Here is a 24375-nt window from a genome sequence, read left to right as displayed (position 1 = left end):
ATCAAACGTCGCTGCGGTGCGTCGTTGCCGGAATCGCGTCGGAGCGACGCGATTCACACACGGAGTTGTTAACGGCCCGGGCGCAGTTCCAGGCTCTCGAGGCCGGCGGCGACGTTGAGGCCGACCTGGCCCTGCACGCTGAGCGGCTGGAGCGCGATCGAATTGTTGGAGCCGCCGACCAGCACGTTGCCGCCAAGGCCGACGCCGACCGAGGCGCTGCCCTGCGCACCGGCGTAGGTGCCGGCGAGGTCGCCTGGTCCGAGCCGGTTCACCGGCGCGAACACGCCCCAGGCGAGTGCCGTTTCCTGGGTGATGCCGAGGTCGAGGCCCACCTTGCGGATCGTCGCGACGTAACGGTCGTCCGGCAAACCATCGACGCGCAGCACGCAGCCGAGATTGGTCACCGATCCCACGATGAAGCCCACGCTGGCGCCGCCGCGGCATTCGAGCACGCCCACCTGCACCATCCGGGACTGCGCGCTGGCGCCCGCAACGGAGGCAACGAGGCTCGCAGCGGCAAGCCCGGCGAGGAGGAGTGAACGGCGCATGAATGTCTCCGGCGATGAATGTGACGCGAGCAGAGAGAGCGCCCTACCCGTGATGCGCGACGGTCTATGCCACAACAGTTCCGGTGGCGCCAGCTCGCGTAGACTTGAAAGAAAAAGGACCCGCATAGCGCGGGCCCTTTCATGTCACATCATGTCTGCAAGCTTACCGCAGATTGCCGCAGAAGCGCTGGATGCGCTTGCAGGCGTCTTCGAGGTCCGAGGTTTTGGTCGCGTAGGAGATGCGGAACGCCGGGCCGAGGCCGAAGGCCGAACCCTGCACCACGGCGACGCCTTCGGTCTCCAGCAGTTCGGTGACGAACGTCTCGTCATTGTCGATCACCTTGCCCGACGGCGCGGTCTTGCCGATGGTGCCGGCGCAGGACGGATAGACGTAGAAGGCGCCCTCGGGCCGCGGGCATTCGATGCCCTTGGCCTGGTTGAGCATGGAGACGACGAGGTCGCGGCGCTCCTTGAAGACCTTGTTGTTGGCCGGGATGAAGTCCTGCGGACCGTTCAGCGCCTCGACCGCGGCCCATTGCGCAATCGACGACGGGTTCGAGGTCGACTGCGACTGGATCGTCGACATCGCCTTGATGAGCTGCGCCGGACCGCCGGCATAGCCGATGCGCCAGCCGGTCATGCAATAGGCCTTCGACACGCCGTTCACGGTGAGCGTGCGGTCGTAAAGTTTCGGCTCGACCTGCGCGACCGTGGTGAACTGGAAGTCGTCATAGACGAGATGCTCGTACATGTCATCGGTCATGACCCAGACGTGGGGATGCTTGACCAGCACGTCGGTGAGCGCCTTCAGCTCGGTCCTGGTGTAGGCAGCTCCCGTCGGGTTCGACGGCGAGCACAGGATCACCCATTTGGTCTTCGGCGTGATCGCGCGCTCGAGCGCCTCGGCCTGGAGCTTGAAGCCGGTCGCGGCGGTGCAGACCACCGGCACCGGCTCGCCGCCGGCGAGCGCCACCATCTCTGGATAGCTGACCCAGTACGGCGCGGGGATGATCACCTCGTCGCCCGGATTGATGGTTGCCATCAGTGCGTTGTAAAGCACCTGCTTGCCGCCGGTGCCGACGATGATCTGGTTCGCCTTGTAGACGACGCCGTTCTCGCGCTGAAACTTGGCGATGATGGCTTCCTTCAACTCGGGAATGCCGTCGACCGCGGTGTACTTGGTCTTGCCGGCTTCGATGGCGTGGATCGCGGCCAGCTTGATGTTGGCGGGCGTGTCGAAGTCGGGCTCGCCGGCGCCAAGACCGATGACGTTGCGGCCCGCCGCTTTCAGCGCACGTGCTTTATCCGTGACCGCGATGGTCGCGGACGGCTTCACACGGTCGAGCGCAGCGGCAAGGAAGGACATCGTCATCTCCTGACAAGCGTCGTGAACCCTTTGGCTTCACGACTCCGATTGTGGGAATGAGCCACCCTAAAACGAGTGCCGTTGCACCGCAAGAAACTTCGGTCCGATCCCGCAAAAGTTTACGTGTCTGCGCGCATCAAGGCCTGACTTTCCGCAATTTTCCGCAACTTTGCCGGGCAAATCCCACATATCCGACAACGCGTGTCCTCGGAGCAATTTTGCGCCCTTCAAGACGCCCATGAAGCTGACGGCAGTCCGGCGCTCGAGAGACCAGCGGTCGAGGCGATCACGACCGTTCGACCTTCTCACACAAATGCTCCGAGCGATGAGGCCGCGTTGACGCAAGCGTGAACTGAGTTGGATGGTCGCACGGAAATGATCTTCCGCCGCATTGCAATGCGGTAGGGTTTTCGAGTTTTTCTATTGGCCGGGTCTTGCGGCGGATTCGCATCGGCATCATTGTTTAGCCGCGTTGCGGGGCAACAAGCGCCGCGCCTTCCCGTCTTCCGGAATCATCCTCAGAATGTACAAGCTCTATTCGATGCAGCGCTCGGGCAACAGCTACAAGGTCCGCCTTGCGCTGGCGCTGCTGAACTTGCCTTACGAAGCGGTCGAGGTGGACATTCTGCGCGGCGAGAGCCGCACCCCGGACTTCCTGGCCAAGAACCCGTCAGGCCAGGTGCCGCTGCTCGAGGTCGGCGACGATCGCTATCTCGCCGAGTCCAACGCCATTCTCTGGTATGTCGCCGTCGGCACGCCGCTCGCGCCGGAGAACCGCATCGATCGCGCCGACGCGCTGCAATGGATGTTCTTCGAGCAGCACGCGCTGGAGCCGAACATCGGCGCGGCCTATTTCTGGCTGTCGCTGGTGAGGGGCGGCCGCGACCTCCAGACTCATTCGCTGGAGGACTGGATGGAGCGCGGCTATGGCGCGCTCCAGGTGATGGAGAATCATCTCAAGACCAACGCCTATTTCGCCGCCCGCCAGCTCACGGTCGCCGACATCGCGCTGTACGGTTATACCCACCTCGCCGAACGCTGCGACTTCGACCTCTCGACCTTCCCGGCGATCCGGGACTGGCTGAAGCGCGTGGAAGCGGCCCCCGGCTTCGTCGCGATGGACTGGCGGCCGGCCGACATCGAGGACCCCGCCAGCATCGCCGCTGGCGCCTGAGAGGGGCGATCGCGCTCTGGCGAATAGCGGGCATAAGGGTCGCCATTGCCGCAATCTCGCCGTTTTCGCTCAAATGGCCGCCGCAATATTGCCGATTGCAACAGCGAAATTGTTCGATGTCGCGGGTGATTCGCTCGCGCGTTGAAGGATTTAGACCATGATTCGGGCGTCCGGCACGGCAGGCTTTCAGGGCCCCCCCGCTACCGTTTCGTCTTCCCGGCTGACCAACGCGGTCGCGGCCTCGCTCGCCGTCGCCGCGCTCTCGCTGTGCCTGATCGTTACCCTGACAGTGCTGTCGACCAAGGCGACGATGGCGATGGGCCTGCCGGTCTGATTCCCGCTTCATCCTGGACCCGCCTTCAAGGCGCCTCGTGGCCTGCGCCGACCGGCATCGCGACAGGATTTCGATGAAATCACCTGTGGTCATCGTTGCAATCACCCTGACCGCGGCCATTCTGGTCGCGGCATCGCTGTTGATCTTCGTCGGCACGCGCAAGGGCCAGGGGACGTCGACGCTGAATGCGCCCGCGCTGCAACAACGTCTCAAGCACGCGCACTTGGTCTAAAATCATCCGAAAGCTTTGTGCATGACCCAAAGCGCACCTTAAGCACACCGCGCGAAACCGCATCGCAATGGCGCAATGTTCGGTCAGTGTTGCCGCCTTACCTCGTCCAGGGAGGAGCGAGACAGGCCCATGCGGTTGGGATGGCGTGCGATCTCCGGTCCGGCGCTGACGGCAGCGACTTTGCTGCTGGCGATGTTTTTCGATCGCTTCGTCCCCGTTCCCTCGCCCGCGCCGCTGCTCGCCTGTATCGTGGCGCTCGCCGGCGCGCTCTCGGGTCCTGCTTCCGCGGTCGCCAGCGCAGCCATCGCCGTCATCGGCGCGGCACTGCTGCTCCTCAGCCGGCACGGCGTTGCAGGCCTGACCACGGCGGATATGATCCAGCTCGGCCTCCTGGCCGCGACGGCGGCGGGCACCGCAGGCATCACCGGCCTGATGCGCCAGCGGCTGCTCGGCACGTTTGCCGCCGAGCGTCGGAGTCACGCCATCGCCGCGCGGCTGTCGGCCGCGCTCGACCAGGTCGACATCGGCATCGTGCTGCTCGATGCCGAGACGCGCGCCGAATTCATCAACCGCGCGTTCCGCGATTATTTTGCGGTGCCGGACGACATCGCCGACGACAAGCCGCCGTTCATCGCGCTGATGTATCACGGCCGCGACACCGGCGCGTTCGAATTACCCGAGGACGAACTCGGCACCTTCATCGCACAGCGCATGGAGATGGTGCGGATCGGCGATGCCACGCCGATCAACATTGCCTTGCGCAATGGCGAGGTGTTGCGCTTCGTCTGTGCCGCGCTGCCCGATGGCGGGCGCATGCTGAGCTACACGCCCGTGACCGACCTCGTGCGCCACACCGATGCGCCGTCCCACGCCGACTACTACCGCTCGCTGCGCGATCCCGCGGGCCGCAAGCTGATCCGGTATCTGCGCGTGGCGGAGTGATGCGCGATTGATCGGCACGTCCATGATCACGTATGAAGGACGCCTCATCGATCGCGGGAATTTCATATGTCGCTCACCATTCGCTCCGTCACCAGGCAGGACTACGATCAATGGCTGCCGCTGTGGGACGGCTACAACGCCTTCTACGGCCGCTCCGGCCCGACCGCCCTCTCGCCCGAAATCACGCGCGTGACGTGGCAGCGCTTTTTCGATGCCTATGAGCCGGTGCACGGATTGGTCGCCGAGAGCGACGGCCGCCTGCTCGGGATGACGAATTATCTGTTTCACCGCAGCACCACCGCGATCGAACCATCCTGCTATTTGCAGGACCTGTTCACGACCGAGGCCGCACGCGGCAAGGGTGTCGGGTCGGCGCTGATCCATGGCGTCTACGAGCGCGCAAAGCTTGTGGGATCGCCGCGCGTGTACTGGCAAACACATGAGACCAACGTGACGGCGCAGCGCCTGTACGACAAGGTCGCCGAGCGTTCCGGGTTCATCGTCTATCGCAAGATCTTCTGATCCTCGCGGTCGCGAGGCCTGTGGATAACTCTGCCTGTCACCCGCGCGTAACATAGCGGGACTAGGCTGCAGCTGCGTCTGGTCAGCCCCCCGTCACCGATCAAGCGCCCCAAAGCGGTCCCCGTCAGTCGCCGCGTCTGACAGGGGCCGCATTTTTTTGTCGGCAGTCCTTGTCGGAAGCGCCTTCTAGGCATGGCAGCAACGCGGCGCGCCGCTTGCTGCGGCGGCGCACCGCAGTCACAATAAGCCCCTGGCCATCTCCGACAGGGATCTCCCATGGAAATTCGTAATCTCGGCGCCTCCGGCCTGCGCGTGTCTGCGGTCGGACTCGGCTGCAACAATTTCGGCCAGCGCACGGATTTGGAGACCTCGCGCAAGGTGATCCATCGCGCGCTCGATCTCGGCATCACGCTGTTCGACACCGCCGACATCTATGCCGGCATGGGCGGTTCGGAAACGGTGCTCGGAACCGTGCTCGGCGACCGCCGCAAGGACATCGTGCTCGCCACCAAATTTTCCAAGCCGATGGCGACCGACGGAACCAAGCAGGGCGCTTCGCGCCGCTACATCATGAACGCAGTCGAGGCGAGCCTGACGCGGCTCAAGACCGACTACATCGATCTTTATCAGCAGCACGATTACGACCCGCTGACGCCCATGGAGGAGACGCTGCGCGCGCTCGACGATCTCATCCGTCAGGGCAAGGTGCGCTACATCGGCAATTCCAATTTCCCGGCCTGGCGCTTGGCGGAGGCCGAGTTCACCGCGCGCGCGATGAAGGTCAGCCGCTTCGTCTCCTGCCAGGATGAATACAGCCTGCTTGTGCGCGACATCGAAAAGGACCTGCTGCCCGCCGCACAGGAGTACAAGCTCGGCCTCCTGCCGTTCTTCCCGCTCGCAAGCGGGCTGCTCACCGGCAAGTACCAGCGCGGCGCCGCCGCCCCGACCGATACGCGCTTCGGCAAGGTACCGGCGCTACGCGACCGCTACGTCACGCCGCGCAACGAGGACATCGTCGAGAAGCTCACGGCCTTCGCGAAGGCGCGCGGGCACAGCATGCTCGAGCTCGCCTTCTCCTGGCTCGCCGCGCGCCCGCAAGTGTCGAGCGTGATTGCCGGCGCCACCCGCGTCGAGCAGGTCGAGGAGAACGTGAAGGCGATTGCCTGGAAGCTCAGTCCGGAGGAAATGGCGGAGATCGACAAGATCACGCTGGGCTGACCGTTGAAGCGCGGCGCGCTACTTGGCGCCGTGTCCGACCGTCTGGATCACCTCAAAGCCCTCGAACTGGGGATGGCCGAGATAGGTCGGCTTGGTGTCGCCGGCCCGCGCATGCGCGGCACGAAAAGCATCCGATTTGGTCCAGGCCTCGAACGCCGCATGGTTCGCCCACACCGTGTGCGAGGCGTACAGCGTGTGGTCCTCGAGCTCGGGGCCGCGCAGCAGATGAAACTCGACGAAACCCGGCACCTTGTCCAGATGGGTATCGCGCGAAAGCCAGACCTGCTCGAAGGCGGCCTCGGAGCCCTTGGCGACGCGGAAGCGGTTCATGGCGATGTACATGGGGATGATCTCCTGATGTTCGGCTGATGATGTCGTCATTCCAGGACGCGCCGCAAGGCGCGGGCCCGGAATCGCAGTTAAGTAACCAGCCCCTTCATCGGACGCGCGCTTGCGCTATCCGGAAACACCGTCTCGGCCAGCACGCGATCCGACAGGCCGAACTGTCCCTGCAGCACGCCCTTGATCACGGAGCGCAGATCGGTGGTGGGCTTGAGATCGCGGGCCTCGAAGAGGTTGGCGGGCTTGAGGCCGGGCCAGTCGGCGATGACGCGGCCGCCCTTCACCGCGCCGCCGGCGAGCAGCGCGATCGTTCCCGTGCCGTGATCGGTGCCGTCGGTGCCGTTGATGCGCGCGGTGCGGCCAAACTCGGTCGTGACCACCACGGCGGTGTCGCGCCAGCGGTCGCCGAGGCCGCTTTCGAATTCGGCGAGCGCACCGTCGAGCCCGCCGAGCAGGAATGCGAGGCGACCGACAGGCCCGCCTTCATTGGCGTGCGTGTCCCAGCCGTCGAACGCGAGCGCCGCGATGCGCGGGCCATCGTCGGACGCCATCAGTTTTGCGGCGCCGCGCGCCACCTGCCGCATCTGCGCGACCGCATTGCCCGGCTTCGGCTTCATGTCGTCGCCGCTCGCGGCCTTTTCCAGCGCAAGGCCCTGCGACAGCACGGCCGCCAGCGCGGGATCGCGGTGACGATAGAGCTCGACCAAGCGCATGGCGGTATCGTCATCGGCTTGCGGCAGCGCCACCGGCGCCCAGCCGACGGTCGGCGCATTGCCGCGCAGCACCAGCGGCGTGGTCGGGCCGACGGCAAGAGCACTCGACACCCGCTCACCGCGCGGCAGCGCCTCCAGCGCGCGGTTGAGCCAGCCGGATTGCACGCGACCGGGACCGGCATAGCCGCTTTCGAGCACGTCCTGGCCGTCGAAATGCGAGCGGTCGCGATAGGGCGTCGCGACCGCGTGGATCACCGCGGCATGCTTGTCGCGATACATGCGTGCGAACTCAGGCATCGACGGATGCATTCCAAAGAACGTATCGAGCATGATCGCGGGATGCGCGCCGTCCGCCGTGAGCGCGATCGACCCGTGCAGGCCGGCATAATCGGGATCGCCGACCGGCGCGACGGTCGAAAGCCCGTCAAGCGCGCCGCGCAGGATCACGACGATCAGCCGGGAATCGCGACCGTCCGCCGCGCGTGCAAATTTTGGCAAATAGGCCCACGCCGCGAAAGAGGCGCCGCCGAGCAGGAGGCCGCGGCGCGAGGTGAGGAGCCGGTTCTCGACGCAGTCGATCATCATCATCTCCTCTGCATTTCCGGTGACATCAACAGCAGCGCCAGCGCCTGCTGCCGCGACTCGGCGCGCTCGATGGTGCGCCGTGTTTCGATCGAGGCCGCATCGGCCGCGGCGAATTCCAACAGATCGAGCGGGTCGATGTTGGGCCCGAGCCGCGCGCCCATCTGCGCGGCAATGTCGAGCCGGAGCTTGATGCCTTCGGGCGCAGCCCACGCCGCGTTGGTGTCGGCGAAACCATTCGGGCCGGCCGGCGACCACAGCGGCTGGCCCAGCAGATTGAGGTTGTTGAGATAGGCGCCGGGATCCTCCGGCACGCGCGCGAGCAGCCGGCCGCTCGCGACCAGGAAATCATAGGGGCTGCGCATCTTGGTCAGCGACGCCTTCCACGCCTCGTCGGACTCGACCAGTGCCGTTGCGAGCGCCTTGAGATCCCCGTCGGTCTTGATGAAGACATCGCGCAATCGCGCCACCAGCGCCGGCGGCGGATCGTCAGCGACGAAATGGCGGACGAATTTGGTGGCGATGAAATTCGCGGTCGCGGGATGGTGCGCGATGTCGGCGAGTGCGGCTTCGCCTTGCGAAAGGCCGGTCGGCTCGTAGGTCTTGCCGAGCAGCATTTGCGGCCCGGGCTGGTGCGCATTGACGTTGAACACGAACGAACCGGGCGCTCCCAGCTGTCCCTGCCGGCCGGCGAAGGTCCAGCCGGTGATGATGCGCGCGAGCGAGGTGACGTCGTCCTGCGTGTAGCCGCCGCCGACGCCGAGCGTATGCAGCTCCATGATCTCGCGCGCGAGATTTTCGTTCAGCCCGCGCTTGCGGTTCTGGCCCGCGCGCGAGTCCGGTCCGAGCGATTGCTGGTTATCGAGGAAGAACAGCATCGCCGGATGCTGCTCCACCGCCTTCAGCATGTCGGCGAAACGCCCGAGCACGTGCGGCCTGATCGCCTCGCGCTCGAACGCGCCGGCCCATATCCGCGCCAGCTCGCCCTTGCTGGCGGAGATGCAGAAATGGTTGGACCAGAACACGACCAGGCGTTCGGTGAAGCCGCATTCGACCAGGGTCGCGCGCTGCAACCGCGCCAACGCCTCGGCGCGAAAGGTCTTTTGGATGACGTTGAGCGGCTGCGGGGCGGGTTTTGCCGCAGCCGGCGCGGCCGTGTTGGGCTGCATGGTGTCCGGCTTGGCCATATTGTCCGCCGGCTTATTGTCAGTCGGCTTATTGTCAGTAGGTTTGGCCTCAGCCATCTGGCCGGCGATCTCGGTTGCCACGGCGTTCAGCGAGAGATTGCGGCGCGGTCCGGGCTTCTGATCGGTCGGCGCGCCGGCTTTGGCGGCGGCCTCGCGCGCCTGCTTGACCTGATCCTGATAGGCGAACACGGCCTGCCCGAGCTGCGGCGTGGATTGCAGGCCCGGCGCCTCCAGCAGCACAGCGTTGGGGCGGGCGAGTTCCGCCTTCACAAAACCGCGAGGATCGGAGGCCGCGTTGACGAGATCGCCGGATGCGCCGCCGCGGGCGCCGAAGCCGAAACGGTTGAGCGCGACGAGCGCGGCTTGCGAATCGCGGGCCATCGATATGTCCTTCGCGCGTTGCCAACCGCTTTCCGAGTCTGTGCGCGAGGCATAATATACCGCAGCGGGAGATGAACCCGGCATGAAAATGACAGCACAGCTTTCGCGCAAATCATGACAAATCCGCAAGACATTCCAGTGCAGAAACCGCGCCGCCTCGCCTGCTCCCGTTGCGGCGCCGAGTTCGGCTGCGATCTCTCAGGCACGTGCTGGTGCGCGGAAGAAACAGCGCGGCTGCCGATGCCGGTCAAGGGCGAGGATTGCTTGTGCCGGGCTTGCTTGCGCGAGGCGGCGGCGACGCGTAGCCCGGATGGAGCACAAGCGTAATCCGGGTTCGTGCCACGCATTGCGACCGTCCCGGATTGCGCTGCGCTCCATCCGGGCTACGAAGCTTACACCGCGTGCCCCGGCGATTTCCGCGCCATGCCGTCGAACGCATCCAGCAGCTTTTCGCGCCAGGCGTAGACCGGGTCGTCCGCTTCCAGCAGCTTGAACGGGCTCGTCACGCGCGCCCACTGAAAACCACCGAACACGATGTAATCGGCATAGTTCGGTGCGGCGCCGCCGATGAAGGGCTGCTTCTTCAGGGTCTGCCGCATCACCTCGAGCGATTTGCGGAAAGCGACCACGCCGGCATCGCGGCTGGCCATGATCTCTTCAAGCGTCTTGCCGCCGAAACGCGCCTCGCGCGACTGGCGGAAATAGGCGGCGTCCACCTCGTCCAGATTCTTCGGGATGTCGGCGATGATCAGCGGAAAGATGCCGCCGACGATGGCGATGTCGCCCCAGGCGTTGAGCATGCGCGCCATGGCGCGGCCACCCTCGCCCCCGAACAGCGACGGACGGTCCGGAAACTTGTCTTCGAGATAATTCGCGATCGTCCAGGAATCGACCACCGGCTGGTCGTGATGCAGCAGCACCGGTACCTTCTCCGAGCCGTGCGGCGCAATCGCGCTTTTCTCGGTGAAGCGCCAGGGCAGCGTTTCCGCCGAAAGGCCCTTATGCGCCAGCGCCATCCGCGTGCGCCAGCAGAACGGGCTGAACGGTCGCGAGGCGTCAGTGCCGACGAGTTCGAAGAGTTTAAGCGACATGATGGGCCTGCCCTGCAATGATGCAGCTGCATTAGTTTCGTAACATCGTACCACTCTGTCAACCGCCGAGCTTGCTCGCGCTCGTGAGACTGACGACGGGAATCTACCTGAGGCTTGTTGAGGGCATTCCGGATTGGACCTAAGCTCGGGCCTTTCCAGCATTCATACGGAAGGAATTGCAATGACCAGAAACCTGCCACGACGCGATTTCCTGTTGGGTTCGGCAGCGCTCGCAGGTGCTGCGGCTGCCAATGCGTTCACCTGTGTCGAGATCGCGAGCGCTGCGCCGATTGCCGTCCCGACCGTGGACAAGGTCTCGATCCGCGTGCTGGTGGATTCGAGTTTCGACCTGTTCTTCCGTCCCAAGCAGATCAACGGCGTCTCGATCGCACCTGCGCCGCGCGGCAGCGATTTCCGCAAATCGCTGCACAACGAATGGGGTCTGTCGCTCTGGCTGGAATCTGAAGGCGGCGGCAATCAGCGCACGCTGATGCTCGATTACGGCTACACGCCCGAGGTGCTGCTCAACAACATGGCGCTGATCGGCGTCGATCCGGCGAAGCTCAACGCGCTGATCGTCAGTCACGGCCATTACGATCATTTCGGCGGCCTGAACGGCTTCCTCGACAAATTCCGGGAAAAGCTGCCCGCCGACCTCAAGCTTTATGCGGGTGGCGAGGATAATTTCTGTCATCGCGTCAACCCGACCCCGACACAGGGACAGTTCGCGGATTTCGGCACTCTCGACCGCCGGCAGCTCGCGGCACAGAAGGTCACGACCGTGCTGTGCGAAACGCCGACTTTGATCGCTGACCATGCCTTCACCACGGGCAAGATCACACGCCGCAGCAGCGAACGCGTGCTGCCGAACACTCTCGTCGAGTTTGGCATCAAGGACGGGCTTGGCTGCAATGTCGGACACTATCTCCCGGCAGAGATGGAGGGCAAGATCGTGCCGGACGAGCACACCCACGAGCACGCCACCTGCTTCAATGTGCGGGATCTCGGTCTGGTCGTGATCTCGTCCTGCGGCCATGTCGGCATCGTCAACTCGGTGAAGCAGGCGCAGGAAGTGTCGGGTATCGAGAAGGTGCACGCCATCGTGGGCGGCTTCCATCTCGGCCCGGCGCCCAAGGACTACCTCACGCAGGTCGTGAGCGAGATCAAGGCGCTCAATCCTGACGTCGTGGTGCCAATGCATTGCAGCGGGCTCAACTTCGCGCAGGAAGCCAATGTCCAGATGGAGGGCAAGGTCGTGGTGACGACAACAGGCAGCCGCCTCACCTTCGGGCTGTGATGCGACGTGTGAGCGCGGGGCTATTGATGATGCTGGCGCTCGCCTGCGGGGCGGCAGCGGCGCAGGCGCGCTCGGCCGCGCAGACCATGGACGTCCTGATGTGGAATCGGGAGCCGGTCGGCGGACCGTTCGAGTTAATCGACCAGACCGGCAAGCTGCGCAGCGACCGCGACTTTCGCGGGCAGCTTATGCTGGTCTATTTCGGCTTTACTTACTGCCCTGACGCATGTCCGACCGACCTGATGGCGATCGGACTGGCGCTCGAGCAACTCGGTCCGGATGCCGACGCCGTGCAGCCGGTCTTCATCACACTCGACCCCGAACGTGACACGGCCGAGCATCTTGCCGAATATGTGCCGCTGTTTCACCCGCGGCTGCTCGGGTTAACCGGCAGCCTTGACGCAATCGGGACAGCGGCAGACGCCTACAAGGTCTATTTTGACAAGATTCCGGTCGGCAAGGAGGCCGGAGACTACACGATCGACCACACGTCCTTCATCTATCTCATGGACCGCGACGGAAAATATCTCGGCTTCTTTCCGCCGGGCACCTCGGCCGAGCGCATGGTCGAGATCATCCGACCGCGGCTTGCGGCGCCTTCGCGCTAGCAGGAGTGGCTCAGACCGGACCCGAGTCACCGCCCGTTCGAGCGCAGCAGCTTCTCGCCGTCCCTTGTCACCGCGATGATCAGCCCCATTCCGGGCAGCGTCTCGCGCGCGACATAGCCGCGGTCGGCGGCGTCTTCCCAGATGGTGAGGCGCGGGCACGAGGTCTTCCAGGTCGCGATCACCTCGGCATAGGCGCGCGGCTCGCGCGCAACCCATTCGACGAAGTCCAGCACCAGCGGGTCGGCAGTCTCGCTCATTGCAAACCTCCCTTGTCGAAGGCTGCCAGCACGGGCGTGCGGACCAGCAGCCAGCTGCCGTAGGCGATGTAGTAGCAGGCGATGGTGGTGATCAGCTTCATCGACCAGGCCACGAATTGCTGGTCGGTCATGGCTTCCAGGATGCGCCGCGCCAGCGTGGTGCCGAGCATGGACGCTGCGATCGCGACGGCCGCGAGCACGGGATCGAGCGTCGCCGCCTGGTCGATCACGCCGCCGAAATAGATCAGCTTGATGAAATGGCTGACGAGCTGGCACATCGCCTTGGTCGCCACCTTCTCGCGCCGGCCGAAATCGCCGCCGAGGAAGAAGGTGTCGAGCAGCGGCCCCGACACGCCGGTCATCAGCATGAGCCCCATGCAGATCGTGCCGTAGACGGTGCCCTGCCAGAGACGGTCGGGATCCGGCTTGATGTTGGCGGGCAGCAGCCGCGCCATGAACGGGGTGATGCCGAGCAGCAGCAGCGCGACCGGCTTGTCGGGTACGTATCGCGTCAGCGACCACGCCGCGAGCGCGACAGCCGCGCCGACCATGTAGTTTGCGACCGGCCGCCAGCGGATATGCGCGCGCCAGAGAAAGGCCCGCCAGCCGTTCGAGGCCATCTGCGTGATCGCATGCAACACCATCGCAGTCGGCAGCGGCATCAGGGCCAGCAGCACGCCGATCAGGATCAGCCCGCCCGCCATGCCGAACAGCCCCGACAGGAACGCGGTGCCGACCATCAGCAATCCAAGGGCAGCAATCATGATGGGCGTCACGCGATGTTCTCCGGGTGTGGCATGTAAGGGACGCAAAGGTGCTTCACTCCCTCGCCCCGCTTGCGGGGAGAGGGTGGGGTGAGGGGGAGTCTCCGCAAGGGAGCCAGCAGTGGGACTCGCGGAGAGCCCCCTCACCCGAAATCCAAGCTGCGCTTGGATTCCGGCCTCTCCCCGCACGCGGGGAGAGGCGAAGGGCACCGCCTCCGCTTCAGCAAATCAGCATGAATTGCGCCGATATTTCTGCCGCGCTTGCCCCGTCTACGCAAACTGAGTTATCTTGGCCTGGCATCAGCTTTTCTGAGGGTCGTCATTTGCGGCGCCTGCTGTTTCTCAACGGCATCAAGGCCTTCGAAGCCGCGGCGCGGGCCGGCAGCTTTGCCGCGGCCGGCCTCGAGCTGAGCGTATCGGCGGCGGCGGTCAGCCGCATGGTGCACATCCTGGAAGAACGGCTCGGCGTCGCGCTGTTCGAGCGCAAGGCCAACAAGCTGCTTCTCACCCAGGCGGGCCGCGCCTACCAGAGCGGGTTGACGCCGATCTTCGACGCGCTCGCAAGCCTCACGGCCCAGGTGACGGCGCCCTCGAGCGTCCGCGTGCTCACCATCGGCATCGGCCACACCTTTGCGATGCGCTGGCTGATCCCGCGGCTGTCGGAGTTTCGAAACGAGGAGCCCGACATCGAGGTGCGCTTCACCACCGGCGGCGCGTCGGTGCCGTTCGGCGAGGACTGGAGCTGCGGCATTCAGCTCGGGACCGGCGACTGGCCGGGGCTGGTGGCGGAGCCGCTGTTCGCCGGCGATCTCACACCGGTCTGCGTGCCCCGCCTCGCCTCCTTGCTGAAGCGCCCGGCCGATCTCAGGGGACCGAGCCTGATCCGCGTCGCGCATTCGCCCGAGGACTGGCCGATCTGGCTCAAGGCCGCGAACCTCGCGCGCATCAACGCCCGGGGCCCGGAGTTCCAGTTTTACGGCCAGGCGCTTCAGGCCGCCGCCGACGGGCTCGGCATCGCCATGGGCATCCGGCCCTATATCGACGACGATCTCGCCGCCGGCCGGCTGGTGGCGCCATTCGACCTCTCGGTGCCCAAGGGCATGCGCTGGTACCTGCTCTATCGCAGCTTCCAGACCGAGCAGCGCGACTTTGCCGCCTTCCGCCGCTGGATCATGCGCGCGGCGTCGGAACCCGCCGCCCGCCCCGTGCGGCGGACCGGCCGCACCAGCGCGCGGAACTGACGCTGCAATCGGCCTTTGGACAAAAAAGGCCGCCGCTTGTGAACGGCTTCACATCCCAGAATCCGCAAATGTGGTCCCCTGACCCTCCAACAAGGCGCTCGAACAAAACATTTTTGGGGACTGCAATGACGACCCTCTACGACGGCTTTGACATCGAATCCTTCGAAGCTGGCAAGGGGCTGTGGCACGCCCGTATCAGGCGTGCCGATTTCAGCCCGGTTGCCATCGACGGCGTGCTGTTTCCGGCCATGGAAGTCGGCTTCGCCTGGCCCGATCCCGATGCCGCGATTGCCCATGCCAAACATCACATCGATCGCTTCCGCCGGCGCGCCGACGACAGCGACGACGAATAAGCGAGCGGGACTGCAGGCGACCAAGGAACGCGCAGGGTCAAAGGGGGAAACCGGTCATGTCAGTCATCGAATTCGAAGACACGTCGCGGCCGAGGATTTACACCCGCAATGTGTTGTCGAGCTGCCCGGAATGCGACGGCGATCTCACGGTGCTCCGGGTGATCGGCGGCCGTGCCGGATGCGAGTATTGGGCCATGCGCTGCACCGATTGCGGCGGCATCCATCTCGACATCCTCGAGCTGCGTCAGGCGGCCGGGGACGATGAGGGACCGTTGCCGGCGGCCTGATCGCGGGTTCGTAAGCCTAGCGGCCGCAGTTCCTGACGCGGACGAATGCTGACGGAGTGAGGTGACTCGATCTGCCGAGGCGACGCTTGCTTGGACATCTCGGAGCTCCACACCCCCCGCTCTTGCGCACTACCTTTGATTGCATCCGGCCATCCGATGTGGCAGAATCTTGAGCGGAGCCCCGGGGCTGATGACAGCAATTGGCAAATTTCTGGCCTTTGGCCTGATCGCCTGGTTCGGCGCGATGCTGTTGCTCGTACTCATTCGTGTGCTGCGTGACGAAGTGGCGTCAAGCGGCCTGCTCGTCAGCGACATCTCCAAAGACGATAGCGTCAATCCCGAACGAGTGGTCGCAGCCGCCATCGTTCCCGCGGTGCTGGCCATCTATACGATTCACGCACTCAACACCGGGATTGTCACGATGCCAACCGGAGCATTGTCGATGCCGGATCTGTCGGAGGAGCTTGTGACGCTCCTGACCGGCGGGAACGGCCTCTATCTTGCCGGAAAAATCGCACGAAGGAGTGAACGAAGCTAGCTTTTCAGGAGGTAATTTCATGACCGCACAATGGATTTCATGGTGGGGCTTTGTCGTTATTTCGATCATTCTGCTCGGGTTCGCCGCGCTTGTTCTCTGGAAGTTGTTCAGCGACTCCGGAGCTCTCGCGGGATTGCTGTCCGAGCCGCAAACGCCCAATGACACCTCGCCGCCGAAGGCGAGCCTCTCCCGCTTCCAGTTCCTAATCTTCACATTCGTTATCGCTGGACTCTATCTGCTGCTGTCCATCGAGGCCGGAACGCTGATCGAAATTCCGGGCAATGTGCTGGCGCTGCTCGGCATCAGCGGCGGCACCTATGTCATATCGAAGACCGTGAGCTCGTCGGAGCGCAAGCAGGAGCAAACTGCAGAGGCCGCGGCAAGCAAACCGGCACGGGGCCGCAAGCCCACGACCACGCCGCCCGGCGCGGCTGGTTGAGTCCGGAGGCGAGCCATGTCGAAATTCTCGCGTCTGTGCTGGCTCATCTGCCTCGGACTGACCCTGTGTCAGCCGGTCCGGGCGGATGTTTGTGAAACAGCTCCGGCAAAGCCGGTGAACGATCCCGACACTTGCCGTGCGCTCTGGGAAAAGATCGGCCTGCCGACCGGTGGCGACGATCTCGACTCCACCACCGTCTGTCACACCCGCTACGTCCTCCTGCACAACAACGAGGCCAAGACGCCGTTCTGGGTGATCGAGGCGCTGAACAAGAAGCAGGTCAGCGGCAAGTTCAAGCGTCCGGAGAGCAAGAAATTCAAGTCGGAGGAGGACGTCTGCGATTCGGCGCAGGCCAAGGACGCAGACTATACCGGCAGCAAACTCGATCGCGGGCATCAAGCCGCCTCCGCCGACTTCAGTTTCAACGCCGACTGGATGGACGAGAGCTTCATTTTGTCGAATGCCGTTCCACAGCAGGGCCTCGGCTTCAATCGGGGCATCTGGAAGGAGTTTGAACAGCTGGTTCGTACCCTCACCAAGGATCGGGGCGAACTCTACGTCATCACGGGACCAATCTATGCCGACGACGAAGACAATCTTCCCGAGGTGACCCGGAAGAACAACGCCTGCAAGACCGAAATCAAATTCAAGGCCCCAACAAGGCCAGCCATTTGCGGCTCAAAGAAGAAGTGCGACGCTGGCGTGGGGGTTCCGATTGCTCTCTTCAAAATCATCTATGATCCAGCCACCAAGCGCGCCAACGCCTACGTTTTGCCAAATATCGATCATCGGGAGTTCGAGGATAAGGACGCGCTCGAATACCTCAAGGGCTTTCGAACCACGGTGAAGGTGGTCGAGCGCCTTACCGGATTCCAGTTTCTGCCGGATATTCCGGGGCGGCGGGCGCAGGTCGAGGAGTGCGTCGCGACAATGCTTCATTGAGGTTCTACTGCTTCCGCCTTGCTGACATCTGTTGCCAAGCGGAGAGACCTCTTTCCTGAGAGCCGGACTCGCCCCATATTCGGAGCATGGCGAAGAAACCTGCGTCCCCCGAAAAATCCGGCAAATCCCCGAAGGCCAAGGCTCCGAAAGCGAAGGCGCCCAATTCCAAGGCGTCTCGCCCCGACGTGCAACCGATCGGGCCGGCGCTGGCCGAGTTGCTCAATCCGGCGATCAATCGCGGCGATGCCGGGCTCGGATCGGGCACCGGCCTGCAGCCGCCGCCGGACAATTCGCGCGACCGCCGCTCCGGCGGCGAAGCCGCCGCGCATCGCGCGCGGGCCTCGACGCCGAAGGAGTTTCCGCAGGACAATACGAGGCCGATGCCGCTGCGGCCCAATCCGCAGCCGCCCGGCGCCCGCGACGCGGGCTTCGACGAGGCGCCGCAGGCCAATTACGGAACCGCGGCCACGATCCCGACGCTCGATCCGGAACTGGCCCGTCAGCTCGGCCTTCCTACGGAAGAGGACGATGCCGAAGCGTTGGCGCGTCCGCCGCGCAGCAAGATGGAGGCGCTCGGCGTCAAGGCGACCGCTGACGCGCTGGAATCGCTGATCCGCGAGGGCCGGCCGGAATTCCGCAAGGACGACGGCTCCACCAGGGTGTGGACCCCGCATCGGCCGCCGCGCCCGGAAAAATCCGAAGGCGGCGTGCGCTTCGAGATCAAGTCGCACTACGAGCCGCGCGGCGACCAGCCGACCGCGATCGCCGAGCTGGTCGAGGGCATCAACCGCAACGACCGCTCGCAGGTGCTGCTCGGCGTCACCGGCTCCGGCAAGACCTACACCATGGCCAAGGTGATCGAGGCGACGCAGCGCCCCGCCATCATCCTGGCGCCGAACAAGACGCTCGCCGCCCAGCTCTATGGCGAGTTCAAGAGCTTCTTCCCCGACAACGCGGTCGAGTATTTCGTCAGCTATTACGATTACTACCAGCCGGAAGCGTATGTCCCTCGCACCGACACCTACATCGAAAAGGACTCCTCGATCAACGAGCAGATCGACCGCATGCGCCACTCCGCGACGCGCGCGCTGCTCGAACGCGACGACGTCATCATCGTTGCGTCGGTGTCCTGCATCTACGGTATCGGCTCGGTCGAAACCTACACCGCGATGACCTTCGCGCTGAAGAAGGGCGAGCGGATCGACCAGCGCCAGCTGATCGCCGACCTCGTCGCGCTGCAGTACAAGCGCACCCAGGCCGATTTTACCCGCGGCACATTTCGCGTGCGCGGCGATGTCATCGACATCTTCCCGGCGCACTATGAAGACCGCGCCTGGCGCGTGAACCTGTTCGGCGACACCGTCGAGACCATCGAGGAGTTCGATCCGCTCACCGGCCACAAGCAGGACGAGCTCGAATTCATCAAGATCTACGCCAACTCGCACTATGTGACGCCGCGCCCGACGCTGGTGCAGGCGATCAAGTCGATCAAAGCCGAATTGAAGATGCGGCTCGACCAGCTCCACGACCAGGGCCGCCTGCTGGAAGCGCAGCGGCTGGAGCAGCGCACCACCTTCGACCTCGAGATGATGGAGGCGACCGGAAGCTGCGCCGGCATCGAGAACTATTCGCGCTATCTCACGGGGCGCCTGCCCGGCGAGCCGCCGCCGACGCTGTTCGAATACGTGCCTGACAACGCGCTGGTGTTCGCCGACGAGAGCCACGTCACCGTTCCCCAGATCGGCGGCATGTTCCGCGGCGACTTCCGCCGCAAGGCGACGCTCGCCGAATATGGTTTCCGGCTGCCCTCCTGCATGGACAACCGTCCGCTGCGCTTCGAGGAATGGGACATGATGCGGCCGCAGACGATCGCGGTCTCGGCCACGCCCAGCGCCTGGGAGATCAACGAGAGCGGCGGCGTGTTCGTCGAGCAGGTGATCCGGCCGACCGGCCTGATTGATCCTCCCGTCAACATCCGCCCGGCCCGCACCCAGGTCGACGATCTCGTCGGCGAGGTCCGCGCCACAGCCCAGGCCGGCTATCGCTCGCTGATCACGGTGCTGACCAAGCGCATGGCGGAGGACCTCACCGAATATCTGCATGAGCAGGGCATTCGCGTCCGCTATATGCACAGCGACATCGACACAATCGAACGCATCGAGATCATCCGCGATCTGCGCCTCGGCGCCTTCGACGCGCTGGTCGGCATCAATTTGCTGCGCGAAGGCCTCGACATTCCCGAATGCGCGCTGGTCGCGATCCTCGATGCCGACAAGGAAGGGTTTTTGCGCAGCGAGACCTCGCTGATCCAGACCATCGGCCGCGCCGCGCGCAACGTCGACGGCAAGGTGATCCTCTATGCCGACCAAATGACGGGCTCGATGGAGCGCGCCATCGCCGAAACCGACCGCCGCCGCGAGAAGCAGGTCGAGTACAACACGGCGCACGGCATCACGCCGGAGAGCATCAAGAAGTCGATCGGCGACATCATGAACAGCGTCTACGAGCGCGATCATGTGCTGGTCGAGATCGGCGGCCACGACATGACCGACGACGTCATCTCGATCGGCCACAATTTCGAGGCCGTGCTCGGCGACCTCGAAACCCGCATGCGGGAGGCCGCCGCCGATCTGAACTTCGAGGAAGCCGCGCGCCTGCGCGACGAGGTCAAGCGCCTGCGCGCCACCGAGCTCGCGGTGGTCGACGATCCCACCGTCAAGCAGCGCACGGTGCAGGGCAAGGCCGGCGCCTATGCGGGCGCGAAGAAATACGGCGACGCCGCCAATTTGCCGGTCAGCGCGCTGAAGAACAAGAGCGCCGCTACGGCGCTCAAGGCCAGCGGCGGCAAGGGCTCGAGAATCCACAAGCCGCATCTCGACGAGATGCACGGTCCAGAGTCGTTGCCGTATCGGGGAGACCGCGCGCTGCCCTCAAAACCGTTCGGCGGCGAGAGCCGCATCATCCAGCCGACGGATTCACGGCAGTCGGGCCCGGAGTTCGGCCCATCGCCACGATCGAGCGGAGGGGCCCCGGGGCATCGAGGTGGGTGGAAGAAGAGGTAGGGGCGCGGAGAGCCGGGGCCGCCCATGGTTATTGGTGGCGGCGAACTCACCCCACGCTTGCTGTCAGTAGCGACAGCAGCAGCACTGAGGCCGTGAGCTGCATCGACGTCGCGGGCTTGGCGCGCCAGCGGGCGATCTTGTCGGAGAAGGACAGGCTGGCGTCGAAGAACAGCGGTTCGTAGGCGTTCTTTGCAAATCCCGGGAATGTCGATCCCGCCCAGATGGCGAGACAGCTGTAGAAGATCGACGCCATCGCAATGGTGAGTGCGTGACTGCCACCGCGGTCATGTCCCAGGAGTTTTACCATCAGCGACGCCGCGGCGAAGATCGGGAAGCCCTGAAGGATCGTGGTGAGCGCAAAGCCTTCGAGCCAGTTGAGCGGGCCCGATTTCGACGCCGTGATGAAGGGCATGATGCGATCACCCCACACTCGCCGTCACCACTGCCATCACCGACAGCAGCAGCACGATCGTCATCAGTTGCAGCGAGGCGGCCGGCTGGGTGCGCCATGCCGTGATCTTCTCAGTGAGCGACAGATGGGCCTCGAAGAACTTCGGTTCGTAGACGGTCTTGAACAAATGCGGGAAGTTCGGCCCGAAGGTCACCGCAAGCAGCGCATGGCCGAGTGAGGCGATGGCGACGAAGATGGCGACGCCGGGATCGCCGACCAGGTCGTGATTGCCGACCAGCTTGAGCAGGAAAGCCGCGGCGGCGAAGGTCGGGAAGCTCTGCAGCGTCGCAGTCAGCGCAAGGCCTTCGAGCGCGTTGTGCAGGCTGGACTTTCTGACTGTGGCGATGGCGGCCATGGCGCGTCTCCCTGATGACTTGCGGATAAATCTAGCCGCCATCAGGGAGGCCTGATGTGAGATGCGTCACGCCCCTTTCCTCTGCGGGAACAAGGGGCTCGTCAGGAATGACCAGGAATTACAGCTTGCCCTGGCCGTTGACCTGGCTCTGCTGTTGTCGCTGCCTCTCCTGCTCTTGCTGCTCCTTGGCATGGTGGCGGCCGTAGAGGCAGCCGGCGGCGGCGCCGAGGACGCCGTGATGGCCGGCATAGTGGCCGGCGACGCCGCCGACGACGGCGCCCTTGATGCAGCCCTTGGCGTCGGCGGCGGAGGTCGCGCCAACCATGAGAAGCGCGGCGGCGATGGCGGCAAGGGATTTCATGGGTCGATGTCTCCGAATGCGGGTCGCAATCTCAACGGGCACGGACCCCTCCCGGTTCCCGTGTCCGCTGCCGCGCGTTGGGCAGCGCGAGCCCATGCAGCCGAACGCCGTGCGAATTCGTGCAGGCGCGCGGTAACTCAACCGCCAATTGCAGCCATGAACCTGGCATTGCGTTTGCGCGTCAAATCGTCTGCAACATCTCCTGTGGTTTTGCGGATTGCCGGTGTCCGAAGCCGCGCGTTAGGCTTGCGCAAACTCCACACGGCCAATGAGGACGGGCGGAATGACGGTCGAGAAGCTCAATCGCCAGCGCGTGCTGCATCTGCTCGACGCCATCTCACGCAGCGATCTCGAGGGCGCGCTGTCGTGCTGCACCGACGACGTCGACTTCCTCACCCACGCGCCGATCGACGTGCTACCGCACATGGGCCCCTGCCACGGCAAGCAGGAGCTCGGCGAATTCTGGCGCACCGTGGGGGAGCGATACGCCGAAATCCGTTACGAGGTGCCGCAGATCGTCGCGGAAGGCGACACTGTCGCGGCCTATCTGCGCGCGTTCTTCAGGAAGCGCAGCCACGACCGCATCATTCAGGTCGACATGGCCATATTCTACACTTTCCGCAACGGCCAGGTGGCGCAGATCCGCGAGATCATCGATTCCTACGATTTGGTGCAGCAGGTGCTGGAACGTGAGATCGGCCCGCTGATCGTGGGCGAGCGGGTGGACGGGGGCTAGCTCCCTCGAACCGGCCGGACCGGGATAATACGGGGTTCTATTGTAAATCTCACACGCCGGGATCAATTGTGCATTGCGAAAACGTGAATTGCGTTTTGGCCGAATTGGCGTATTTTGTTTGTATACAAATGAGTTGAGCGACCCCGCGGCACCTTATCCTGTGCGCTTGGGGTTGTTTTTCGTTTTTTCGCAAGCCAGCTTCAGGACTGCCCAAATGACAGAGCACAGCCTCTGGCGTTTCTCGCGCGCATTGCACCGCGCGATCAACGACCGGCATTTCGAGGACATCGAGGCCCTGATCGACGAGGACGTCGAGTGGGCGCTGTACGGCCCGATCGACATGTTTCCGTTCCTCGGCGCGCGCCAGGGCAAGGACGCCGTGCTCGACGTCATCCGCCAGCTCGCCGACAATTTCCAGGTCCGCCGCTTCGACCGCGAGAGCATCATGCTCGGCGTCGATTCCGCCGCCTCGATGCTGCGCTATTCGCTGACCGCGATGGATTCCAGCAAGCCGATCAGCTTGCGGGTGGCGCAGTTCGCACAGTTCAGGGCGGGCAAGCTCACCAGCATGCGCGTGCTGATCGACACGTTTGATCTGGTCGAGCAGGCACTCGGCCGCGCCATTCATCTGCCGAAGATGACCAGCGTCGGCTGAACGGAACACCAACGGGCCCCGCACTTCGGGACCGATGACTGATGCTCCCCGCGACGCGTCCTGGCCTCCAGCCCCGCCGGATGCAATCGTGGAGAAGCTCGTCATCGGGCGCGCGCCTTTCGCGCGGCCCCTTGGTTCGCGTTTGATGGAACCGCCACAATTTCGCAACGATGGTTCCGCATCCTCGGCGGGAACTGGGCTGACGGGCAGGACGATGGAATTCGCGACAAGGTTTGGCTGGACCAGGCTGCCGATGCTGGCGGCCGCTTTCATCCTGGGATCGGTGCTGACGGTTTCGGCGCAAATCATTCCGCCCTTCTCCCCCGGCCCGGCCGCAGTGTCCGACGAGGACTCCGAAGCGGCGGAGGCCCCTGATGTCAACGACCCCGACGTGCTGAGCGGCATCGACGTCGACAAGCTCGACTGGGGCCAGCTCGCGATCGACGCCGGCACGCTCAACGACATCGTCGCCGCCAAGAAGCGTGCGCAGGCCGCCGCCAAGGACGGGCTGAACTGGACGACGAACGCCAACGCCAACGGCTCCTCGGCGGTGACTGTGGAGCAGTCGGTATCCTCATTCTGGGACGCCCGCATCGGCGCCGACATGACGGTAACGAGCGAGCCGCGGACGATGTCCGAGCTGCTGGCGCAGAAGGCCACCAATGGCGGCAGCGTGCCTCAATCGTCCGGCAGCGCCTGGGCGGCCGCGACCGCGCCGGGCGCGGGCGCGATCTGGGACCAGACCGCGGTCGAAGCCCGCGTCGATCCCGGCGCCGAACAGAGCAAGCTCGGGGCGTCGCTGGTTAAGTCGGTGCCGCTGTCGGGCGACACGTCGCTGACGCTCCAGAACGGCTACAGCGTCAATCAGCAGGGCACCACGGCGCTCCCCGGCGTCGGCGGTCACATCACGCGCAATTACGAGACCGAGCAGTCGGCCAAGGTTACGCTCACCGACACCGGCACCAGCATCACCGCGGGCCAGTCGCTGTCGACCACCGACGACAAATGGCTGCGCAAGGTCGGCGCCGAACAAAAGCTCTTCGACAACGTCACCGTCTCCGGCTCGGTCGGCGAAACCTCGCAAGGGGCGATCAACAAGAGCCTGACGGCGGGTTTCAAGAAGAGCTGGTAGCTGGGCGCTGATCTTTCTCCTCATCCTGAGGAGCGCTCCGACGGAGCGCGTCTCGAAGGATCGAGGCCCCGCTGCCACAGTTGGGCCTGCATGGTTCTCGCGGCGGTGCGCAGCACCGTCCGCCGCGGGCGTGGCGCGCCGCACCAAAAGGAACCCCAAAATTAAACGCCGCCCCCGGGAGACCATCGGTAACCAAACCCCCCCCCAAACCCCCCCAATGACCCCCCCATGCGCCCCACCGCCCACGTTGGGGCCAAAAACACCA

At 64.6% G+C, this 24375-nt stretch carries 30 protein-coding genes; 19 read left to right on the top strand and 11 right to left on the bottom strand.

The window, feature by feature from the left end:
• Positions 1 to 68: 68 nt before the first annotated feature.
• Positions 69 to 548 (bottom strand): DUF992 domain-containing protein, encoded by a 480-nt coding sequence (locus AC0L21_RS15030; RefSeq protein ID WP_473262625.1) that lies wholly within the window; start codon positions 546 to 548, stop codon positions 69 to 71.
• Positions 549 to 711: 163 nt separating this feature from the next.
• Positions 712 to 1914 (bottom strand): pyridoxal phosphate-dependent aminotransferase, encoded by a 1203-nt coding sequence (locus tag AC0L21_RS15025; RefSeq protein ID WP_007596745.1) that lies wholly within the window; start codon positions 1912 to 1914, stop codon positions 712 to 714.
• A gap of 523 nt (positions 1915 to 2437) precedes the next feature.
• On the opposite strand from AC0L21_RS15025, the gene AC0L21_RS15020 reads away from it, so the two are divergent.
• The 6 genes from AC0L21_RS15020 (at position 2438) to AC0L21_RS14995 (ending at position 6336) form a co-directional block, all read left to right on the top strand.
• The gene (locus AC0L21_RS15020) at positions 2438 to 3088 is read left to right on the top strand and encodes a glutathione S-transferase family protein (RefSeq protein WP_473262624.1); all 651 of its coding nucleotides are present in this window, start codon (positions 2438 to 2440) and stop codon (positions 3086 to 3088) included.
• A gap of 157 nt (positions 3089 to 3245) precedes the next feature.
• Positions 3246 to 3422, top strand: a complete 177-nt coding sequence (locus tag AC0L21_RS15015; RefSeq protein ID WP_007614766.1) for a hypothetical protein — start codon at positions 3246 to 3248, stop codon at positions 3420 to 3422.
• A 73-nt stretch (positions 3423 to 3495) separates the two neighbouring features.
• Positions 3496 to 3654: a hypothetical protein gene (locus tag AC0L21_RS15010; RefSeq protein WP_007596748.1), complete on the top strand. Its 159-nt coding sequence runs from the start codon at positions 3496 to 3498 to the stop codon at positions 3652 to 3654.
• Between the two features lie 129 nt (positions 3655 to 3783).
• Complete coding sequence (locus AC0L21_RS15005; RefSeq protein WP_473262623.1) at positions 3784 to 4596, top strand: PAS-domain containing protein; 813 nt, start codon at positions 3784 to 3786, stop codon at positions 4594 to 4596.
• A gap of 66 nt (positions 4597 to 4662) precedes the next feature.
• Positions 4663 to 5118 (top strand): GNAT family N-acetyltransferase, encoded by a 456-nt coding sequence (locus AC0L21_RS15000; protein ID WP_473262621.1) that lies wholly within the window; start codon positions 4663 to 4665, stop codon positions 5116 to 5118.
• Between the two features lie 276 nt (positions 5119 to 5394).
• Positions 5395 to 6336, top strand: coding sequence for an aldo/keto reductase (locus AC0L21_RS14995; protein ID WP_473262620.1), 942 nt, complete (start codon positions 5395 to 5397; stop codon positions 6334 to 6336).
• Between the two features lie 18 nt (positions 6337 to 6354).
• Here the strand turns inward: AC0L21_RS14995 and hmuQ are convergent, their stop codons facing one another.
• From hmuQ to AC0L21_RS14980, 3 genes are all read right to left on the bottom strand, one after another.
• Complete coding sequence (gene hmuQ, locus AC0L21_RS14990; RefSeq protein ID WP_473262723.1) at positions 6355 to 6678, bottom strand: heme-degrading protein HmuQ; 324 nt, start codon at positions 6676 to 6678, stop codon at positions 6355 to 6357.
• Between the two features lie 77 nt (positions 6679 to 6755).
• Positions 6756 to 7973, bottom strand: a complete 1218-nt coding sequence (locus AC0L21_RS14985) for a DUF1501 domain-containing protein (protein WP_473262619.1) — start codon at positions 7971 to 7973, stop codon at positions 6756 to 6758.
• Positions 7974 to 7975: 2 nt separating this feature from the next.
• Positions 7976 to 9541 carry a DUF1800 domain-containing protein gene (locus AC0L21_RS14980; protein ID WP_473262618.1) on the bottom strand — a complete coding sequence of 522 codons (1566 nt, stop codon included), beginning with the start codon at positions 9539 to 9541 and terminating at the stop codon, positions 7976 to 7978.
• A 114-nt stretch (positions 9542 to 9655) separates the two neighbouring features.
• On the opposite strand from AC0L21_RS14980, the gene AC0L21_RS14975 reads away from it, so the two are divergent.
• Positions 9656 to 9868 (top strand): cysteine-rich CWC family protein, encoded by a 213-nt coding sequence (locus AC0L21_RS14975; protein ID WP_473262617.1) that lies wholly within the window; start codon positions 9656 to 9658, stop codon positions 9866 to 9868.
• Positions 9869 to 9933: 65 nt separating this feature from the next.
• Here AC0L21_RS14975 and AC0L21_RS14970 read toward each other — a convergent pair whose 3' ends face one another.
• Positions 9934 to 10632 (bottom strand): glutathione S-transferase family protein, encoded by a 699-nt coding sequence (locus tag AC0L21_RS14970; RefSeq protein WP_473247176.1) that lies wholly within the window; start codon positions 10630 to 10632, stop codon positions 9934 to 9936.
• Between the two features lie 181 nt (positions 10633 to 10813).
• On the opposite strand from AC0L21_RS14970, the gene AC0L21_RS14965 reads away from it, so the two are divergent.
• Together AC0L21_RS14965 and AC0L21_RS14960 are read left to right on the top strand one after the other, a co-directional pair.
• Positions 10814 to 11929, top strand: a complete 1116-nt coding sequence (locus tag AC0L21_RS14965; protein WP_473262616.1) for an MBL fold metallo-hydrolase — start codon at positions 10814 to 10816, stop codon at positions 11927 to 11929.
• A gap of 26 nt (positions 11930 to 11955) precedes the next feature.
• The gene (locus AC0L21_RS14960) at positions 11956 to 12537 is read left to right on the top strand and encodes an SCO family protein (RefSeq protein WP_473262615.1); all 582 of its coding nucleotides are present in this window, start codon (positions 11956 to 11958) and stop codon (positions 12535 to 12537) included.
• Positions 12538 to 12563: 26 nt separating this feature from the next.
• Here the strand turns inward: AC0L21_RS14960 and AC0L21_RS14955 are convergent, their stop codons facing one another.
• Positions 12564 to 12794 (bottom strand): hypothetical protein, encoded by a 231-nt coding sequence (locus AC0L21_RS14955; protein WP_473247179.1) that lies wholly within the window; start codon positions 12792 to 12794, stop codon positions 12564 to 12566.
• Entirely contained in the window at positions 12791 to 13570 is a 780-nt protein-coding gene (locus AC0L21_RS14950) for a TSUP family transporter (protein ID WP_473262614.1), read from the bottom strand. Before AC0L21_RS14950 ends, AC0L21_RS14955 begins: the two co-directional genes overlap by 4 nt.
• A 311-nt stretch (positions 13571 to 13881) precedes the next feature.
• Between AC0L21_RS14950 and AC0L21_RS14945 the strand changes: the two genes are divergently transcribed.
• From AC0L21_RS14945 to uvrB, 7 genes are all read left to right on the top strand, one after another.
• Positions 13882 to 14799 carry a LysR substrate-binding domain-containing protein gene (locus tag AC0L21_RS14945; RefSeq protein WP_473262613.1) on the top strand — a complete coding sequence of 306 codons (918 nt, stop codon included), beginning with the start codon at positions 13882 to 13884 and terminating at the stop codon, positions 14797 to 14799.
• Positions 14800 to 14924: 125 nt separating this feature from the next.
• Complete coding sequence (locus AC0L21_RS14940; RefSeq protein WP_007614796.1) at positions 14925 to 15152, top strand: hypothetical protein; 228 nt, start codon at positions 14925 to 14927, stop codon at positions 15150 to 15152.
• Between the two features lie 56 nt (positions 15153 to 15208).
• The gene (locus tag AC0L21_RS14935; RefSeq protein ID WP_473262612.1) at positions 15209 to 15439 is read left to right on the top strand and encodes a hypothetical protein; all 231 of its coding nucleotides are present in this window, start codon (positions 15209 to 15211) and stop codon (positions 15437 to 15439) included.
• 169 nt (positions 15440 to 15608) lie between these two features.
• Positions 15609 to 15977, top strand: coding sequence for a hypothetical protein (locus AC0L21_RS14930; protein ID WP_473262610.1), 369 nt, complete (start codon positions 15609 to 15611; stop codon positions 15975 to 15977).
• The gene (locus tag AC0L21_RS14925; RefSeq protein WP_473262609.1) at positions 15940 to 16416 is read left to right on the top strand and encodes a hypothetical protein; all 477 of its coding nucleotides are present in this window, start codon (positions 15940 to 15942) and stop codon (positions 16414 to 16416) included. The genes AC0L21_RS14930 and AC0L21_RS14925 overlap by 38 nt, the downstream gene beginning before the upstream one ends.
• 15 nt (positions 16417 to 16431) lie before the next feature.
• Positions 16432 to 17358, top strand: coding sequence for a DNA/RNA non-specific endonuclease (locus tag AC0L21_RS14920; RefSeq protein ID WP_473262607.1), 927 nt, complete (start codon positions 16432 to 16434; stop codon positions 17356 to 17358).
• Between the two features lie 86 nt (positions 17359 to 17444).
• Positions 17445 to 20420, top strand: coding sequence for an excinuclease ABC subunit UvrB (gene uvrB / locus AC0L21_RS14915; RefSeq protein ID WP_473262606.1), 2976 nt, complete (start codon positions 17445 to 17447; stop codon positions 20418 to 20420).
• A gap of 46 nt (positions 20421 to 20466) precedes the next feature.
• On the opposite strand, the gene AC0L21_RS14910 is transcribed toward uvrB, so the two are convergent.
• The 3 genes from AC0L21_RS14910 to AC0L21_RS14900 form a co-directional block, all read right to left on the bottom strand.
• Positions 20467 to 20832: a hypothetical protein gene (locus AC0L21_RS14910; protein ID WP_473262605.1), complete on the bottom strand. Its 366-nt coding sequence runs from the start codon at positions 20830 to 20832 to the stop codon at positions 20467 to 20469.
• Positions 20833 to 20839: 7 nt separating this feature from the next.
• The gene (locus AC0L21_RS14905; protein WP_473262604.1) at positions 20840 to 21226 is read right to left on the bottom strand and encodes a hypothetical protein; all 387 of its coding nucleotides are present in this window, start codon (positions 21224 to 21226) and stop codon (positions 20840 to 20842) included.
• Positions 21227 to 21344: 118 nt separating this feature from the next.
• Positions 21345 to 21587 carry a hypothetical protein gene (locus tag AC0L21_RS14900; RefSeq protein WP_473262603.1) on the bottom strand — a complete coding sequence of 81 codons (243 nt, stop codon included), beginning with the start codon at positions 21585 to 21587 and terminating at the stop codon, positions 21345 to 21347.
• Positions 21588 to 21870: 283 nt separating this feature from the next.
• On the opposite strand from AC0L21_RS14900, the gene AC0L21_RS14895 reads away from it, so the two are divergent.
• The 3 genes from AC0L21_RS14895 (at position 21871) to AC0L21_RS14885 (ending at position 24110) form a co-directional block, all read left to right on the top strand.
• Entirely contained in the window at positions 21871 to 22323 is a 453-nt protein-coding gene (locus tag AC0L21_RS14895) for a nuclear transport factor 2 family protein (RefSeq protein ID WP_473262602.1), read from the top strand.
• Positions 22324 to 22537: 214 nt separating this feature from the next.
• Entirely contained in the window at positions 22538 to 22978 is a 441-nt protein-coding gene (locus AC0L21_RS14890) for a nuclear transport factor 2 family protein (protein ID WP_473262601.1), read from the top strand.
• A 214-nt stretch (positions 22979 to 23192) separates the two neighbouring features.
• Entirely contained in the window at positions 23193 to 24110 is a 918-nt protein-coding gene (locus AC0L21_RS14885) for a hypothetical protein (protein ID WP_473262600.1), read from the top strand.
• Positions 24111 to 24375 lie beyond the last annotated feature (265 nt).

The sequence above is a fragment of the Bradyrhizobium sp. WSM4873 genome, assembly GCF_055811355.1.
This window is presented reverse-complemented; position numbering and strand designations above follow the sequence as displayed.

Bases quoted from the DNA above. Each gene is read 5' to 3' on its own strand.
- AC0L21_RS15030 (WP_473262625.1), bottom strand. From the start codon at position 548: ATGCGCCGTTCACTCCTCCTCGCCGGGCTTGCCGCTGCGAGCCTCGTT.
- AC0L21_RS15025 (WP_007596745.1), bottom strand. From the start codon at position 1,914: ATGTCCTTCCTTGCCGCTGCGCTCGACCGTGTGAAGCCGTCCGCGACC.
- AC0L21_RS15020 (WP_473262624.1), top strand. From the start codon at position 2,438: ATGTACAAGCTCTATTCGATGCAGCGCTCGGGCAACAGCTACAAGGTC.
- AC0L21_RS15015 (WP_007614766.1), top strand. From the start codon at position 3,246: ATGATTCGGGCGTCCGGCACGGCAGGCTTTCAGGGCCCCCCCGCTACC.
- AC0L21_RS15010 (WP_007596748.1), top strand. From the start codon at position 3,496: ATGAAATCACCTGTGGTCATCGTTGCAATCACCCTGACCGCGGCCATT.
- AC0L21_RS15005 (WP_473262623.1), top strand. From the start codon at position 3,784: ATGCGGTTGGGATGGCGTGCGATCTCCGGTCCGGCGCTGACGGCAGCG.
- AC0L21_RS15000 (WP_473262621.1), top strand. From the start codon at position 4,663: ATGTCGCTCACCATTCGCTCCGTCACCAGGCAGGACTACGATCAATGG.
- AC0L21_RS14995 (WP_473262620.1), top strand. From the start codon at position 5,395: ATGGAAATTCGTAATCTCGGCGCCTCCGGCCTGCGCGTGTCTGCGGTC.
- hmuQ (WP_473262723.1), bottom strand. From the start codon at position 6,678: ATGTACATCGCCATGAACCGCTTCCGCGTCGCCAAGGGCTCCGAGGCC.
- AC0L21_RS14985 (WP_473262619.1), bottom strand. From the start codon at position 7,973: ATGATCGACTGCGTCGAGAACCGGCTCCTCACCTCGCGCCGCGGCCTC.
- AC0L21_RS14980 (WP_473262618.1), bottom strand. From the start codon at position 9,541: ATGGCCCGCGATTCGCAAGCCGCGCTCGTCGCGCTCAACCGTTTCGGC.
- AC0L21_RS14975 (WP_473262617.1), top strand. From the start codon at position 9,656: ATGACAAATCCGCAAGACATTCCAGTGCAGAAACCGCGCCGCCTCGCC.
- AC0L21_RS14970 (WP_473247176.1), bottom strand. From the start codon at position 10,632: ATGTCGCTTAAACTCTTCGAACTCGTCGGCACTGACGCCTCGCGACCG.
- AC0L21_RS14965 (WP_473262616.1), top strand. From the start codon at position 10,814: ATGACCAGAAACCTGCCACGACGCGATTTCCTGTTGGGTTCGGCAGCG.
- AC0L21_RS14960 (WP_473262615.1), top strand. From the start codon at position 11,956: ATGATGCTGGCGCTCGCCTGCGGGGCGGCAGCGGCGCAGGCGCGCTCG.
- AC0L21_RS14955 (WP_473247179.1), bottom strand. From the start codon at position 12,794: ATGAGCGAGACTGCCGACCCGCTGGTGCTGGACTTCGTCGAATGGGTT.
- AC0L21_RS14940 (WP_007614796.1), top strand. From the start codon at position 14,925: ATGACGACCCTCTACGACGGCTTTGACATCGAATCCTTCGAAGCTGGC.
- AC0L21_RS14935 (WP_473262612.1), top strand. From the start codon at position 15,209: ATGTCAGTCATCGAATTCGAAGACACGTCGCGGCCGAGGATTTACACC.
- AC0L21_RS14920 (WP_473262607.1), top strand. From the start codon at position 16,432: ATGTCGAAATTCTCGCGTCTGTGCTGGCTCATCTGCCTCGGACTGACC.
- uvrB (WP_473262606.1), top strand. From the start codon at position 17,445: ATGGCGAAGAAACCTGCGTCCCCCGAAAAATCCGGCAAATCCCCGAAG.
- AC0L21_RS14910 (WP_473262605.1), bottom strand. From the start codon at position 20,832: ATGCCCTTCATCACGGCGTCGAAATCGGGCCCGCTCAACTGGCTCGAA.
- AC0L21_RS14905 (WP_473262604.1), bottom strand. From the start codon at position 21,226: ATGGCCGCCATCGCCACAGTCAGAAAGTCCAGCCTGCACAACGCGCTC.
- AC0L21_RS14900 (WP_473262603.1), bottom strand. From the start codon at position 21,587: ATGAAATCCCTTGCCGCCATCGCCGCCGCGCTTCTCATGGTTGGCGCG.
- AC0L21_RS14895 (WP_473262602.1), top strand. From the start codon at position 21,871: ATGACGGTCGAGAAGCTCAATCGCCAGCGCGTGCTGCATCTGCTCGAC.
- AC0L21_RS14890 (WP_473262601.1), top strand. From the start codon at position 22,538: ATGACAGAGCACAGCCTCTGGCGTTTCTCGCGCGCATTGCACCGCGCG.
- AC0L21_RS14885 (WP_473262600.1), top strand. From the start codon at position 23,193: ATGGAATTCGCGACAAGGTTTGGCTGGACCAGGCTGCCGATGCTGGCG.